At 48.0% G+C, this 15175-nt stretch carries 11 protein-coding genes; 4 read left to right on the top strand and 7 right to left on the bottom strand.

The window, feature by feature from the left end:
- Positions 1-143: 143 nt before the first annotated feature.
- The 3 genes from LACSTY_RS01420 to LACSTY_RS01410 all read right to left on the bottom strand — a co-directional run bounded on the left by LACSTY_RS01420 (position 144) and on the right by LACSTY_RS01410 (position 4717).
- Positions 144-1871 (bottom strand): family 20 glycosylhydrolase, encoded by a 1728-nt coding sequence (locus LACSTY_RS01420; RefSeq protein ID WP_087911422.1) that lies wholly within the window; start codon positions 1869-1871, stop codon positions 144-146.
- 255 nt (positions 1872-2126) lie between these two features.
- The gene (locus tag LACSTY_RS01415; protein WP_087911421.1) at positions 2127-2777 is read right to left on the bottom strand and encodes a hypothetical protein; all 651 of its coding nucleotides are present in this window, start codon (positions 2775-2777) and stop codon (positions 2127-2129) included.
- Between the two features lie 647 nt (positions 2778-3424).
- Positions 3425-4717 carry an ABC transporter substrate-binding protein gene (locus LACSTY_RS01410; RefSeq protein WP_087911419.1) on the bottom strand — a complete coding sequence of 431 codons (1293 nt, stop codon included), beginning with the start codon at positions 4715-4717 and terminating at the stop codon, positions 3425-3427.
- Positions 4718-4942: 225 nt separating this feature from the next.
- Between LACSTY_RS01410 and LACSTY_RS01405 the strand changes: the two genes are divergently transcribed.
- From LACSTY_RS01405 to LACSTY_RS01390, 4 genes are all read left to right on the top strand, one after another.
- Positions 4943-7330, top strand: a complete 2388-nt coding sequence (locus LACSTY_RS01405) for an ATP-dependent DNA helicase (RefSeq protein ID WP_087911418.1) — start codon at positions 4943-4945, stop codon at positions 7328-7330.
- Complete coding sequence (locus LACSTY_RS01400) at positions 7308-7988, top strand: hypothetical protein (protein WP_087911417.1); 681 nt, start codon at positions 7308-7310, stop codon at positions 7986-7988. The genes LACSTY_RS01405 and LACSTY_RS01400 overlap by 23 nt, the downstream gene beginning before the upstream one ends.
- Positions 7985-8821, top strand: coding sequence for a sce7725 family protein (locus LACSTY_RS01395; RefSeq protein WP_087911416.1), 837 nt, complete (start codon positions 7985-7987; stop codon positions 8819-8821). The genes LACSTY_RS01400 and LACSTY_RS01395 overlap by 4 nt, the downstream gene beginning before the upstream one ends.
- A gap of 132 nt (positions 8822-8953) precedes the next feature.
- The gene (locus LACSTY_RS01390) at positions 8954-10318 is read left to right on the top strand and encodes an FAD-dependent oxidoreductase (RefSeq protein WP_087911415.1); all 1365 of its coding nucleotides are present in this window, start codon (positions 8954-8956) and stop codon (positions 10316-10318) included.
- 120 nt (positions 10319-10438) lie between these two features.
- Here the strand turns inward: LACSTY_RS01390 and lacG are convergent, their stop codons facing one another.
- Genes lacG through LACSTY_RS01370 form a run of 4 tightly spaced genes read right to left on the bottom strand, consistent with a single transcriptional unit; the run spans position 10439 to position 14996 of the window.
- Positions 10439-11863 (bottom strand): 6-phospho-beta-galactosidase, encoded by a 1425-nt coding sequence (gene lacG / locus LACSTY_RS01385; RefSeq protein WP_087911414.1) that lies wholly within the window; start codon positions 11861-11863, stop codon positions 10439-10441.
- Positions 11864-11888: 25 nt separating this feature from the next.
- Positions 11889-12254: a PTS lactose/cellobiose transporter subunit IIA gene (locus LACSTY_RS01380; protein WP_025013247.1), complete on the bottom strand. Its 366-nt coding sequence runs from the start codon at positions 12252-12254 to the stop codon at positions 11889-11891.
- Positions 12255-12271: 17 nt separating this feature from the next.
- The gene (locus LACSTY_RS01375; RefSeq protein WP_087911413.1) at positions 12272-13141 is read right to left on the bottom strand and encodes a PRD domain-containing protein; all 870 of its coding nucleotides are present in this window, start codon (positions 13139-13141) and stop codon (positions 12272-12274) included.
- Positions 13142-13196: 55 nt separating this feature from the next.
- Positions 13197-14996: a PTS lactose transporter subunit IIBC gene (locus tag LACSTY_RS01370; protein WP_087911412.1), complete on the bottom strand. Its 1800-nt coding sequence runs from the start codon at positions 14994-14996 to the stop codon at positions 13197-13199.
- Between the last annotated feature and the right edge of the window lie 179 nt (positions 14997-15175).

Raw genomic sequence — 15175 nt, 5'->3', positions numbered from 1 at the left:
GCTTTGGCACTAGAATTTCAATAATCCTAACGAATGTGTGTGAGAAAACAAAAAGCAAACTTACTAGAAAAACGAAGTAAGTTTGCTTTTATATTCCGACCGTAAATATGGGCCACAGTCATGTCCATTCAGTTTAAAAATAACTAATCTGTCATACGACGGCGCCAGTATAACAGGCCCATGCTTGCGAGCAACGAAGCGCCTGCGAGCATTAGTGCTGGTGTTGTTGCTTCTGCCGTACCTGGTAGCGGCGGTTGCTTGTTTGTCTCTTTTGCTGGCGCGGCCGCTGTCGGTTTTGGTGCGGGTTCCGGTGTTGACGGCGTTGGCGCTTTTGGTGGTGTCGGTTTAAGTGCCAGTCCTTTGATCGCCGTCTGAATCGCATTCGCCATTGCGTCGACCTTACTTTGCTGGGTGATGTCCAAACCGCGTTTCACGGCCGCAATCGCAGCATCAACTGCAGCAAAGTCTTGGTAATGCTGCCGGTCTAACTTTTTGGCCGTTGCAATCGCGGCATCGACTTGACTATAATCAGCGCCCCGCAGCTGCAGACCTTTAACGGCAGCGGTAATCGCTTGGGCATAGCCATCAACAGTTGTCTGTTCGTTGGCCTTTTTACCGCGAATCACCGCATTAAGCGCTGCTTCTAATTTGGCTAACGAGGCATCCGTGTACTGGCTCAATTGCCGCGGCACGGTGGCAATCGCGGCGTCAACTTTGCTGTAATCCGCCGGCCGTGGCATGTAGGCAGTATACGTGGTGGAAAATTGATCCATCAGTTTCAGGAGTGCAGGCATATCCAGCTTTGCGCTCGGGTTATCGGCCCAAACTGCCTGAACACTGCCGATAATCGGAACCGTGCTGCTAGCGCCCGGCACATCCGTAAATTTTTTGCTCTTTAAGCTGGCAACCGCAGTCTCATAACTATACAGATTGCCGGTCATACGCCCTAACACCCAGTACCAGCCATCGTTGGTATTCATGATCTTTAAGCCTTTATTCGCCAGGAATTCCGGCTTGGCAACGTCATAGCCAAACCACCCTGCCGTCCAATAAGACACAATGAGATTCTGGTCAAACGTGCCAAAATCCGTGCGATCGTTGTAATAAATGCCATCGTTAAACACCATAGGCTTCAACCCGGCATTTTCCGCCATCTGGGCCAAGTCATTCACATACGCCACAAATTTGCGATAAGTGCCGGTTTGTTGCAACTTGGCCCAGCCGCCGGTATCGACATCGTTGGCATATTCGTCGCTGCCAAAATTAAAAATCGTGGCGTGGTCTTTAAAATAGCTAACGTACTTTTGCAACAAAGCCTTGGTGAACGCAATGGCTGTGTCGTTATTCAAATCAACTGTTCGTTTGGAGCCATTAAACGCCGGATTTTTGATCCCAAGCTTCGTCATCGCGGTCAAAATCGCATCCATATGGCCGGGACTATTGATCACCGGAATAATGTTAATGTCGCGCGCTGCGGCATACTTTAAAACCGCGTCCATGTCGGTTTGCGTCAAAGCATTGCCGTTTGGATCGTTGTAGTAAGTCTGATTCCCGGCAAGTACGGCTTGCTTAACCGCATCGCTGGCATATGTTTTCCCGTCAACGGTCAGACTCATATCATCCAGCATGAAGCGTAACGCATCATTACCCAATAGAATCTGCACATCGGTGTATCCATCCGTGTGCGCCCGATCAATGATCGTTTCCAACTGATCAACCGAAAAGTATTTCCGCCCGGCATCAATTGAAAAGACACTTTGCAACCGATTATCGGCAGCCGCGACCTGCTTTGGCGGCTGCTTCAAACCCACGGCAATACCCAGTAGTACCGCAAGTGCCAAGAGCCAAAGGTGTATCCCCTGCTTTTTCAAAAATTCGACCTCCCCTATGGTTGGTGTCTAAAACGAAATTGGCCTATTCCGCCAACATCACAAGAATAATATGCAATCGTTTTCATTTCAAATCATTCGGCGGTTTTCACATATCATTCTCACGTTTTCCTCAGATGAATTGTTACCACATCGTTGTTTACGTTTTTGAAAATTGAGACGCCCATTTCTGCGCGTATGAAAATAGCCAGCGATCCGACTAAGTCTCGCTAGCTATTCGGAACATCATTTTCTCGTTTACTTTTTAGCGGTTTTTCGTGTCGTTGTCTTTTTGGCAGTGGTGGTTTTCGCCGTTGCTTTACTTGCAGTTGCCGTTTTCTTGGTGGTTTTTCGCGTCGTGGTGCGTTTCTTCGTGGCAGTCCGTCTGGTTGTTTTTTTGGCCGCTGGCTTTTGTTTATTGGCCGGAACTTCCTTGGCGATTTCCTTAGGCTTAGCCATCTCGGTTTGAATGTGATCCAGTTTTTCCTGAACGGAGGCAATCATCTGGTCATTGATCGTTGCGAAGTCCTGCAGATAATCAGCGGCCGTTGCAGTTTCGTCAATCCGTAAGCCAGAAACGTTGACAAACGGCGAAGTCACGATTAAATAAACGCGGACCGGGACGATTTCATCTGGTTCAAGGAAGTTTGTAATTTTGTTGACGTTGGCAAACGGCAAGTTAATCACGCCGGTTTCAACTGTGATTGTGGTCGGCTCAGGAAAGTCGATGACCAAATCAGCCTGAATCAACTGGTTCTTTTCAATGGCGCTGCGAACATCTGCGAACACCTTCGCCATCGCGGCATCAACACCGTCTTTCTTAAAAGCGGCTGCGGTGAGATGTACTTCTGTATGCTCGAAAGTGCCTGCTAAAACTGCCTCCTGAAACTTGTGTACATTGATTTCCATAATGGTCTCCTTTAATACTTAACAATCCTCCGACCATCATAGCCCACCGAGGTTGGGTGACGCAAACGCCATAAAGGAATTGTGTCTGCGTTGAATACGCCACAGTTACGGTATTTCGCCAATTGAACCAGCAAAAAAAATCGGCAAAATGAGTTTCATATTCCCTTGTCGTTAAGTAATTTTATAAAGTTTTGGGGTTATAAGCATTGGTATATAAATAAAGTTCTTAGCTAATAATTAGATAGTCCTTTTTGTAATCATAACATTATTTGATTATTAGTTTCGGTTAACGGTACAATGACATTATTTCCAAATATCATGTCACCCATTTACTAAGCATGGAGGTTTTAAGATGCTATGAAATCGCATAAAAAGGCATATTTGATTTACTCAATCAGTTGGGCGATCATGTTTGTCAGCGCTCTGATTTGGTTCACCTCGAAAGACGGACTGACGATAGATACTTTAATCAACTCATTAGGAATCGCAACACTCGGCATCATATTTCTTATGTATGGCTGGTTCGTGCTTACGTATGAGCGTAAATAAAATTTGAATCTGTAAGCAAATGACCGAACTTACCAAAAAAATCTGGCAGTTCGGTCATTTTTGAAAACGAAAGGTATCACTAACTCATTGAGACACCATTACTGATTTTCTTTCAAAATCTTCTCAGTCTGCTTCTGCAGCTGATCAAATGCGGTTTCGCCGCTGACGTTTTTCGTCAAGGTACTGTCAACTGTGCTCATAAGGTCGTTCCGGTAATCCGTGTAGCCGGCAAAGACTGTTGAGGCAAAGCTTTGCGGCACGGCAGAAATCGCTGCTTTGTATTGCTCGTGTTTCTTCAGGTAATTCTTAAAGGTCGTACTGTTGGATGCGCTCTTGGTTACTGGTACATAACCGGAATCCATCGCCCACTGTGAAGCATTTTCCGACTTCAACAGGAATTTCTGGAATGCCCATGCGCCGGCTTGTTGCGCCTTAGATGCGCCTTTGAACAAGACATTGTAGTTTCCGTTTAATGGATTGCTGCGCTTGCCTTCATATTCAGGAATCACCGCGGTTCCCCATTCGAGATTCTTTGGTGCCTGTTGCAATAAGACCGGCACAGTGGCTGATGAGCCAATCCCAAAGACGGCTTTACCATTTGCAAACGGGACGCTGAAGTACTGATCTTCACCCGCAGTCTTCAATGCGCCGCTCTTGCGCAGATCAAGAATCTGGTTAACGGCAGCCAAAGTCTTAGGTGCATTCAGGTTGGCTTTTAGCTTTGGGGTAATCAGTTGACTACCTGCACCGTAAGCCATCCCTTCTAACGGAACATCGTAACTTTGATCCAGCTCGACGGCGTTAATATCAGTACCCTTTAACTTGTCCTGATCAGCCGCAAAATCAGCCCATGTCTTTGGCATGCTGATATTATATTGTGACATCAAGCGCTTGTTATAAAAAAGCACCGAAGTCGAAACCGAGAATGGCAGACCGTAGTATTTACCTTTATACTTCCCGGCGGCCAAAAAGCTTGGGTAAATATCCTTAAGTTGGCTACTGCTCAACTTATCCGAGCCGTTCAACATTTCGGAGTCAAACGGTAACAACAGTTGGTTCTTCACATAGTCACCAATATTGGTATAAGGTGACTGGGCCATCGTCGGCAGGGTCTTGGATTTGCCTGCAGCCATGATCTTTTGCTGTAGCGCGTTGTAAGATCCCTGTGACGTTGCGACCACTTTGTACTTCTTTTGACTTTGATTGAACTTCGTAATGAGCTTGTTCAATGCCTTGTCATACGAACCTGTCATCCGGTGCCAGTATGTAATTTTTACTGGTGCACTGGATGACGACGATTTTGCTGCTGAGCTCTGCTTACCGCAAGCGGTCAACAAGACCAAAATCGCACCCAAAAAACCTAACAAACGCCAGAAACTAGTCTTCTTCATCTTATGTCCCTCATTTGATGTCGCGGCTTACCGATCGACAGTGTTTGCAAGCCGCCGTATTTGTCATATGTCTTGACACCCCTTATTATGCCTCTATTTAAAATAAAAACCAAGGAACACCCGGAATTCCTTAAAAATCATGGGTGAGCCATTTTCCCAAACAGAATGTATGTTCTATACTGAAGGCTAGTTATATTTTCAACTACATTAAAGGGGGACCCGGTGATGGCGCATAATCGTATTGGCATTCGGGAATTTGTTGAATTAACCGTTCGTACCGGCGATCTCAACCCGATTACCAGCAATTCAAATAATACCGCCATCATCGGCAGCCAAATTCATCGCAAGTTGCAGGCGGCTCACCATGAGGCTGATTATGAAAAAGAAGTCTATTTAAAAACCACGGTTACTGTTGAAGATGAAGATTACCAACTTGAAGGCCGCGCCGATGGGGTCTGGACCGATGGCGATAAGACACTGACCGTCGAAGAAATCAAAACCAGCGCCCGGCCATGGGAAGATTGCACCCAAAATACCAAGGATCGCTACTGGGCCCAAGCACGCATTTATGGTCACTTACTTTGTCAACAACGTCACCTTGATCACGCGACCATTACCTTAGTGTATGTGCAAACCAGCACTGACACCGTCACTCGCTTCACTGAAACCAAAACGGCTGCCGAACTGGCTGATGATTTCACGGATTTACTGACAGAATTCACCGATTGGCTCAAGCTACGCAGCGACATCATCAAGCGCCGCAATGAGTCGATTGATGCGCTTGATTTTCCTTTTCCCGAGTATCGTGCCGGTCAGCATGAATTCGCCGCCGCCGTTTACAAAGCCATTTACAGCAGCGCGCGCCTTTTCGTCCAAGCACCCACCGGTACCGGCAAAACGATTTCGACGCTTTTCCCGACCGTCAAAGCTATGGGCAGCGGCTTGATTCAACGAGCGTTCTATTTAACTGCCAAACAAAGTACCCGGCGTGTGGCTGAGCAGGCGATGGCGTTGATGGCAGGCTCGGGGCTTAAGGCGAAAAGCATCACGCTGACGGCCAAAGACACGATCACTTTTGCCGATGAGCCGGACGATCCCAGTCAAAATCCTTACATGCTGGGCTATTACGACCGCTTAAAACCGGCACTGCATGACCTGCTGGCACACGAGGACCAAATTACCCGGTCTGTCATCGAAGCCTACGCGCGAAAACACACGGTCGATCCATTTGAATTTTCGTTAGACTCCAGCCTGTTTTGTGATGTCATTATTTGCGATTACAATTATTTGTTTGATCCATTGGTCTTTTTACAGCGGTTCTTCAGCGATGACGATGACAGTCAGTTTTTCTTAGTAGATGAAGCCCATAATCTCGTGAGTCGGGCACGGGACATGTATACTGCCAGCATCACCGATCAGGACTTTACCAATCTCAAGCAGGCGCTCGTTCCCTATAAAGGTGCGGCACTCACCAAGCTGCGGCGCGCCATCACCCGGATCGTGAATACCCTGTCAGCCATCGCCGATCAGCGGTTAATGAAACAATCACCCGTCTTTGAAGAAGCCCCGCTTGATGACCTTACCAATGTCCTCGCCAAGTTCACGGAAACGGTCCACGATTGGTTAGCCGAACCGCCAACGCCCGCCTTGCAGCCCGCCGTTGATCTCGTGTTACCGGTTTTCTTCCTGGCGAATCAATATTTACGCATTGGCGATTTTTACGATGAGACCTACAAAACCGAGATTGCTAAGGATCATGGCGTTGTCACAGTCAAGGAATTGTGCCTGGATCCATCACATTTTGTCGATGAATCATTGAAAAAAGGCCGCGGTGCCGTGTTGTTTTCCGCCACCTTATCGCCGATGCCTTATTTTCAAAAGTTACTCGGCGGCGTTGACAACAGTCTGACCTACGCCTTACCGTCGCCGTTTGACCCGCAGAATCAGGCCGTCATCGTTGACACCAGCGTCAACACCACGTATCGCCGGCGCGAGCAAGACCTGCCGCAGCTGATTGCGAGTCTCACAACCTTAGTTAGCGCAAAAAAAGGCCATTATCTTTTCTTCTTCCCGTCGTATGCTTATTTAAAAACCGCCTATGCCGCATTTACCGCTGCCAACCCCACGCTTAAAACCTGCGTGCAGGAAAATGCCATGACCGAGACGGAGCGCCAGGATTTTCTGGACCATTTCAAAGCGGGCCAGGAGCCAGTGATCGGCTTTGCCGTTCTCGGCGGTATTTTTGCGGAAGGCATTGATCTGCGCGGTACCCAACTAATCGGCGTTGCCATTGTTTCGGTTGGCTTACCGGGACTCAATGCGGAAACCGATCAGTTGCGGGATTATTTTGATCAAAATGCAGGCCAGGGATTTGCCTACGCGTATCAACTGCCTGGCTTTAACAATGTTTTGCAGGCGGGAGGTCGGGTGATTCGCGGCGCTAAGGATGTCGGGGTTATTTTGCTCATCGATGAACGATTTGTGACCCCTCGCTATGCGCGCCTGTTTCCGGACCACTGGACACATGCCCAGGTTAGCCGTAATCCGGCGCAACTCGCTCAATTACTCACTCACTTTTGGGAGGCACATCATGAAGACCCAGCTCACGCGTGATCTAGAAAAGACGTTGTATGCCTATTGGGAGGAACAAGGAGCCACTGCCGTTGAAGAAGTCACGATGCCCGATGATTTCGGCATTGTGGATACTTTGGTGCGGCAAAAGCAGGAAAATGAAACGATTTGGCGCTGTTTTGAGCTAAAAGTCACGAAGGCGGACTTCCACAGTCAGGCCCGCTTGAGTTTTATTGGTCATTATAATTATTTCGTGTTACCACAGCGGCTTTATCAAGCAGTCGCCGCTGAGATTCCAGCTGGCATTGGCGTCTTCGTGTATCATCCATTCTCCAAGGCTGCCATTGCTGCCAGCGCCGTTCCGGTGAGCACACCCGGCACGCTGACAATCGCGAAACCGGCGCGACGCCAGAGCTTACAGGTTCCGGAAGCGCAGTTAACCGATCACTTCATCGCCAGCTTGAATCGTGAAGTTGTCAAAGCCAAGCAAGTCGCCAAAGGAATCGGACAATTTTCCACCGCGGAACTGTTTACCGAACTGCGGAAACGCACCGCGGACTATGACATTTATCATCCCGCTAAAAATCTTTATGACCAGTTTGTCGATGACCTCAACAACACGACCATCACCGCGCTTCAGGAAGAAATCGACGCCCTCAATGCGGAAGTGGCAACGTTGAAAATGGATCGCTTATCATGAACTACTTCCCTATCATTCGCGGAAAATTATACGATTTGGCCGCAATCACCGCTTTGGCAAACAGCCAGCGACTGCCCGCGACCGTTATTCCGGTGCTTGAACCTGTCAAAGACATCCCCGGCTTGACCAAGACCACGCAGGCACTAACGAAAACTGCCCACGCGGCCTACGTGATTCAGAATCCGCAAGTCGGCAGTTACCGACTGTTGGCAACACCGCGCCACCTGCCGATGCTTAGTCCATCAGTGCAAGTCGCGCGGATTTTTGATGCCCAGCCAGCACCATTGATCATTGCCACCACCGCTGCCCAAGCCAAACTGCTGGCACGCCGCCAACTCGCCTTAGTACCGGATGAAGCACGGGTTCGGCGGTTAGCTCTGCGGCGTGCCGTGTATCTCAATGACCATTTCACCGTCTATTCGCATACGTCGGCGTACGGCTTGCTGCAAGATGAGTTTTATCAGTACCCGCCAAAGATGTTGCCCGGCGTTGGCTTTGCCGACTATCCGCTCGCTACCTCAGACTACTTTGAGCACGGCTTCCCTCAACGCGCCTTGGCGATCCACTTAGTCTACCCCGCAACTGATGGCTCCCTACGACTGCACCATTTTGTCTCCGTCAATAATGAAAATTTCACCAACCCACAAGCCAAATTTTTCGAAATACTCACGCAACTCGCCGCCTGGCTGCCCTATCATCCCCAAGCACAAACAGCTGGAGTAGCGGCACTCATGAAGGCCGCTGCCGATCACCATTTCCCCGGCCTAGGCGTCGTCCGAAAGTTTCAACTGATGCACCATTTAGAGATGATCGGCCGCTGGCTGCAAGATTAACAGCAAATATTGAAAACGCTTCTTAACTATTTTTTCACAAAAAAGGTCCCGAACAATCTAGCCGTACACAATTAATTGTGTTACACTTTCTTTGTGAAATCATTATCAAAAATACAAAGGAGCGATCTACTTATGAAAATTATTGTTATCGGTGCCACCCATGCTGGTACGTTTGCGACCCAACAGATTCTAACCGACCACCCAGATGCAGACGTCACCGTTTACGAGCGCAACAACAACCTGTCGTTTCTCTCCTGTGGCATCGCCTTGTGGGTCGGTGATCATGTCAGCGATCCTAACAAAATGTTCTATTCCAGCCCTGAGGCACTTGCCAAGCTTGGCGCCAATATGCAAATGGAACATGACGTCCTCAGCGTTGACCCCGACGCCAAAACCGTTGAAGTCAAGGACTTAAACACTGGCGAGGTCACCACTGATACTTACGACAAACTGGTTTACACCACCGGTTCTACTCCAATCGTTCCAAATATCCCGGGCATTCATGATACGGACGTTCACCTGTGCAAGAACTGGCAAGATGCCAAAACCCTAAAAGATCTGGCGCCAACCATTAAGAGTGCAATTGTCATCGGCGCCGGCTATATCGGTGCCGAACTCGCCGAACAATATGCCGTCACCGATAAGCAGGTCACATTAATCGACGGTCTGCCGCGGGTGTTGGCAAAGAACTTTGACGCTACCATCACTGATCGCGTTGAAAAACTTTACACCGATCATGGCGTTCACTTAGCACTCGGCGAAATGGTCACCAGCTTCACGAAAAATGATCAAGGTGAGACTGTCGTCACAACCGACAAGGGTACCTATACTGCCGACATTGCGATTTTGTGCACCGGCTTCCGGCCAAACACCGACTTGCTTAAGGATCATCTCGATACCATGCAAAATGGCGCCATCATCACCGATGCCTACATGCAAACCAGCGATCCAGCTATTTTTGCCGCCGGTGACACTGCGGCCGTACATTATAATCCAACTGGCAAGCACGACTATATTCCCTTGGCAACCAATGCTGTTCGCCAAGGCATTCTGGTCGGCAAAAACATTGTGGCACCGACCGAGAAGTACCTCGGCACACAGGCAAGTTCGGCGGTTGAACTTTTCGATCACGCCATTGCCGCATCTGGGCTCACAACCGAAGGCGCCAAGGCTCGCGGGCTTGAACTTGATAGTGTCACCATTGAGCAAGACTATCGCCCGGACTTCATGCTCACCACCACACCGGTCCTGTGCAGCCTGACCTGGGATCCGCAAACGCACGAAGTCAAAGGCGGCGCATTCTTCTCCAAACACGACATTAGCCAAAGCGCCAATGTCATCTCCTTGGCCATCCAAACTCACATGACCATCGAAACCCTCGCTATGGTCGATATGCTGTTCCAGCCAAACTTCGATCAGCCGATCAACTGGGTCAACGCTGTGGCAATGGCAGCGGTTGAAAAAGCTAACGCGGCGGATAAAGAACCGGTGGCTTAAATCATCTCAACCTGTTTACCTGTAGCGCGTTCCTAATGAACCAAAATTGTATTATATTCAAAAAAGCAGACAGTCATCAGCCGATACTTGCTGATGACCTGTCTGCTTTTTGTGATCCCATTAATCCTTTAGTGTCTGCCCTAGCTCCTTGAACCACAGCGCACTTTTTTTGATTTCCCGTGCCTGTGTTTCAAAATTCACGTAAAACAAACCATAGCGTTTATTGTAACCATTGGCCCAGGAAAACTGATCCTGCAATGACCAGACAAAGTAACCTTGTACGTCAACGCCTTCACTGCGCGCCTTCAGCAGTGCCTCAACGTGCTGGTCAATAAAGTCGATGCGCTTTTCATCGTCAATAAGCTGACCAATGCCTTCATACTTGTCTTTATAGCCAAGACCGTTTTCGGTGATATAAATCGTTTTGCTATTCGGGTATTCCCTCGCGACGCGTTTGAGCATATCGTACATGCCCGCGGGATAAATGTTCCAATCCCAGTCAGTCGTTGGCACGCCTGGCTTCTTAACATGTTGGCCGACACCCTGGAACTTGAAGGAACTGGTTCCCTTTTCGCCTGTGCCATTGAACGAATTGGTACTTTCACCTTCATAGGCAGCGACAAAAGATGGCTGGTAATAATTCATACCAAAATAATCATTTTGCGTGGAAGCCTTTTTCAGAATGTCCATATCGCCCGGTTCGATCTTCAGCTTGGCATCATTGGCTTCCAACAGTTCATTAATCAGCGCCATCGTTTTCGGTGTATATTCACCCTTAAACGTGCCATCCAGCAAGAAGCGGTTCATGAAAGCATCTTCAAGTGCTGCCGCATGCTCATTTGCCGGCGTGTCCGGATACGGATAGACCGGCTGCAACACATGAATCAATCCAATGCGCCCTTGATAACCTTTCTCTTTGAACAGATTGACCGCCCGTGCATGCGCCAACAACTCGTTATGCTGTGCCTGGATCCCACTTGTCACATCAAAATGATGATTCGGCGGGAAATTACCCTGAATATATTGGGAAAAGGCCAACGAAATCAGCTCATTGATCGTGAACCAATTTTTGACTTCGGAAAACTCTTTGAAACAGAAGTCAGCATAGTCGACAAAATAATCAATGTTCTTGCGATTCAACCAGTCCCCATCATCAAATAAGGTCTTTGGTGAATCGAAGTGATGCAAGGAAACATATGGGGTAATGCCGTTGTCCAAGCAACACTTAAACAAGCGATGATAGTACGCTACGCCGGCAGGATTGGGTTCGCCATATCCTTTGGGAAAAATCCGTGTCCACGCAATCGATACCCGAATCGCATTTAAACCATATAGTTTGGCAAGCTCAATGTCTTCCGGATATAGATGGTAAAAGTCGCTGGCAGGATCAGGGGAAAAGCGGCCTTGTGCTTTGAGATAGTCATCCCACATCGTTTTGCCTTTGCCATCTACTTTTGTGGCACCTTCTACCTGATACGCAGCGGTTGCACCGCCCCAGACAAAGCCTTTGGGTAATGATTGGACGCGTTTTAATAAGCTCGTCACGATGATGCTCCTTCCTTTGGTCTTACTAATGGATGTCGTTTGTTGGCAGCGCGATGCCCAGCTGTTTTTCAATCGCAGCCAGCCGTTCATACTCGTCGATCGTGAAGCTAATCGTGTCCAACAACATCATGGTGGTCATCAAGGTATCCTGCCCATGCACCATGATAAAGGTGACATCCATATTATCGCCGCCTGCTTCTTTGCTAAGCAGCTTGGTTTGTTCATTATGGGCTTCGTTAATGCTTTGGCGCGCCTCTTCAACCAATGACCGCGCATGTTTAAAGTTCCCTTTGCGCGCTTCATTCAGCGCTTCAATCAAATCAGTTTTCGCATCGCCAGCGTATGCAACGATTGCAAAACCGGTCATTGAAATTTCTTCTTTAGTTGCCATCAAAATTTCCTCCTTGGTTATGAATCTTGAGGTGCAGGTGTTTGCGGTTCTTGAATGAGCCGCTGAATATGGATGATGAAATAGACATGTTCATTTTCGTTAAGCTTAATCTGCAAAGCCTTCTCAAGCTCCGTGCAAATCTCCATGGCAATGGCAAATGATTTCGGATAAAGCCGCTTAAAGTCTTGCCCGATTTTTGGATCAAGATCAGCTTCATCTTGTTCATCAGTGTTTAATCGCTCGACCAGATACTGGAGATGGATCATCAATCGATCAAAATAGTTTTGATTCGTCAAGCTCCGTTTCAGACCATATTTAGCAAAAACCTGCGTCACGATTGTATTAACGCGCGCCGTGAGCGTCACGGTCGGATCCAAGTCACCGTCCACACCTTTAGCATTAATAAAATGCAACGCGATATTTTTCACTTCGGCATCGGGAAAATGGACGCCCAGATCATGGTTAAGGCGTTTGACTGCCTCTGTCGCAATCTGATAAGCCAACGGATAACGATCGCGAATATCCGGAGCCGGGCTCGCTTGGTATTTGCCAGCGGTCAGACGTTTATACATTTGGAAAACGTGATCGGTCAGCGTGACATAAATATAATTCAAAACTGGGTAATGATACGTCTTCTTCGCCATGCCAATCACACCGAACGTGGCGACAACGATGTCAATTGGCACATCCTTGAGCAATGATGTAAAGTGGTTCTTCACTTGTGCATCATTGAGATACAGTATCTCTGAACTCTTTTTGGGATCGATCTGATCGCCTTTGCGTTTACTAAAACCAATACCTCTGCCTTGAAGAATTGCCTCCTTACCGTTGCCAACGTCTACAAGTACAGCATTGTTGTTATACACTTGCTTGACCCTTAGCAACATTGGTACACCGCCTTATCTTTCTTTTTATCAGTATTTAGTTTGATTCGACACAACGTTATTCTGTCGCAGGAACCTCTTTCGTATCGCTTTCTTTGTAGTGATTGACAACAAAGTCCAATGCCTTCTCAGGATCGCGGGTCAAAGCAATATATTGCTGGCCTTTGGTTGCCACAAGCTTGATGCCTAATCGATCTGTATCATGCTTCAAATCGCTATAGTAAGTCCGGACTTGCGGTGCCAAAACCACCATATCATAGTTCGGTAAAATATCATGATGTGATCCGTAGGCGCCAGCACTGGCAACGATTGGTTCATGATACGTTTTGGCGCCATCAGTCAGCGCGTTGGCTAGCTGCTCACTTGTACCACCGCCAGCGCACAAAACCAAAACTTTCAATTCGTGATCAAGCTTGTGGGGACCTTTCGCAGTTTGCCCATCATCAGTCGAGGCGTTTTCGGCTTTGGCTGCTTTGACATCCGCTGGTTCCGGAAATTCCTGAGCAGTTGCAGCATCGGCTTCAGCAGCAACTGCTCCTGTCCCAGCAGCTGTTGCAGTTGCGACGGCGCCAGCATCAGCGGCATCAACTGCAGCTTCTTGTTGAAGAAGTTCCGCATCATATGCTCTGATGAACGGCATGTAGATAAGCGCGTCCACGACTAGCAAAATCGCCATGAGCACTAGCGAGGTCCACTGGAAGCCGGTATCAATCAGTGCACCAATCGGCCCCGGCAATGCCCAAGACATGAAGTACATGAACCCATGCATGATGTGCAGGTCAATAAATGCTTTACCGATCACAACGTTGACAACCGGTGCCAACACAAATGGCACCAGGAAGTATGGATTCAAAATAATCGGGGCCCCAAACAGCAGCGGTTCGTTAACCGCAAACATAACTGGGATGAAGGAAGCTTTGCCAATAGCTTTTAGCTGTTTTGACTTCATAAAGAACATGAACAAAAATGGCACGATAAATGTTGCACCGGTACCACCGAGTTCGCCGACAAAGTTACCGAAGTTTTCGGTCAAGGCATGGTATGGAAAATGACCAGCTTTGAAAAGTGCTAAGTTTGCCGTGGTATTCCCAAACAATGCAGATTCAAGCGCTGGTTTAACAACCGATGGCCCATGAACACCAAGGAACCAGAACATGGGAATCAGGAACCAAATTAGCATCATGCCGGGATAAGTTTCTGCTCCTTTAAAGACAGGTGCTAAAACGGTGGCCAGAATGGCGCTGAACGGTACTTTGAAAGCTGCTCGGGCTGCGACATCAATCAGTGAGAAGACAATCGTTGCTGCACCGAATGGGATAATATCGCGGAAATTTTGGGAAATGGCACCCGGAACTTCTTTTGGCATCTTGATGGTTAAATCGCGTTCAACACAGAACTTGTAAACCCATACGGTCACAAACGCCGCAACAAACGCTGACAAAATGCCTTGAGTGCCAAAGAATGTCGGCAAGAAGTTGCCTTTACCAGTTGTTCCGATCGCCAGTAACATGAACCCGACCATTGCGGCCATCATCGTTGATGTATTGTTGATGAACCGTCCACCTTTGATGCGCTGGTTCATGGAGCCGGTCAACGCCTTCGCCGTCGTTCCGGCAACGTAAAATCCAACAAAGCCCATGGTGTAGTTGTAAATCTTATTAAACCATGCGTTCAAATCAGTGGGGATCTTGATCCCAATTAATGGCGGGATATTCGACAAAAGAATAAAAATACTGGAAAACAGAATGATCGGCATTGCTGCCAGGAAGCCATCTTTAATGGCCATCAAGTAAATGTTTCGCGAGATCTTTTCAAATAAAGCCTGATGCTTCTCAAGTCGTTTCACAATGACTTGCATGAGTTAGCCTTCTTTCTAGGTGAAAAATTGATATGCCTTCGCCGGTCGCGATCCGGCTCATGGCTATAAACTGCTAAACAAAAATGGCAAAAGAAAAACCACGGTCGGTCGAAGATATCCAGCTATCTTCGACTGCCGTGGTTACGCCTAATTGAATAGTAACGATCCACATGTGTTCA

The organism is Lacticaseibacillus styriensis (assembly GCF_030770295.1).
Classification (GTDB): Bacteria; Bacillota; Bacilli; order Lactobacillales; family Lactobacillaceae; genus Lacticaseibacillus; species Lacticaseibacillus casei.
The sequence above is the reverse complement of the archived record's forward strand: the minus strand, read 5'-3'. Positions and strand labels throughout refer to the sequence as shown.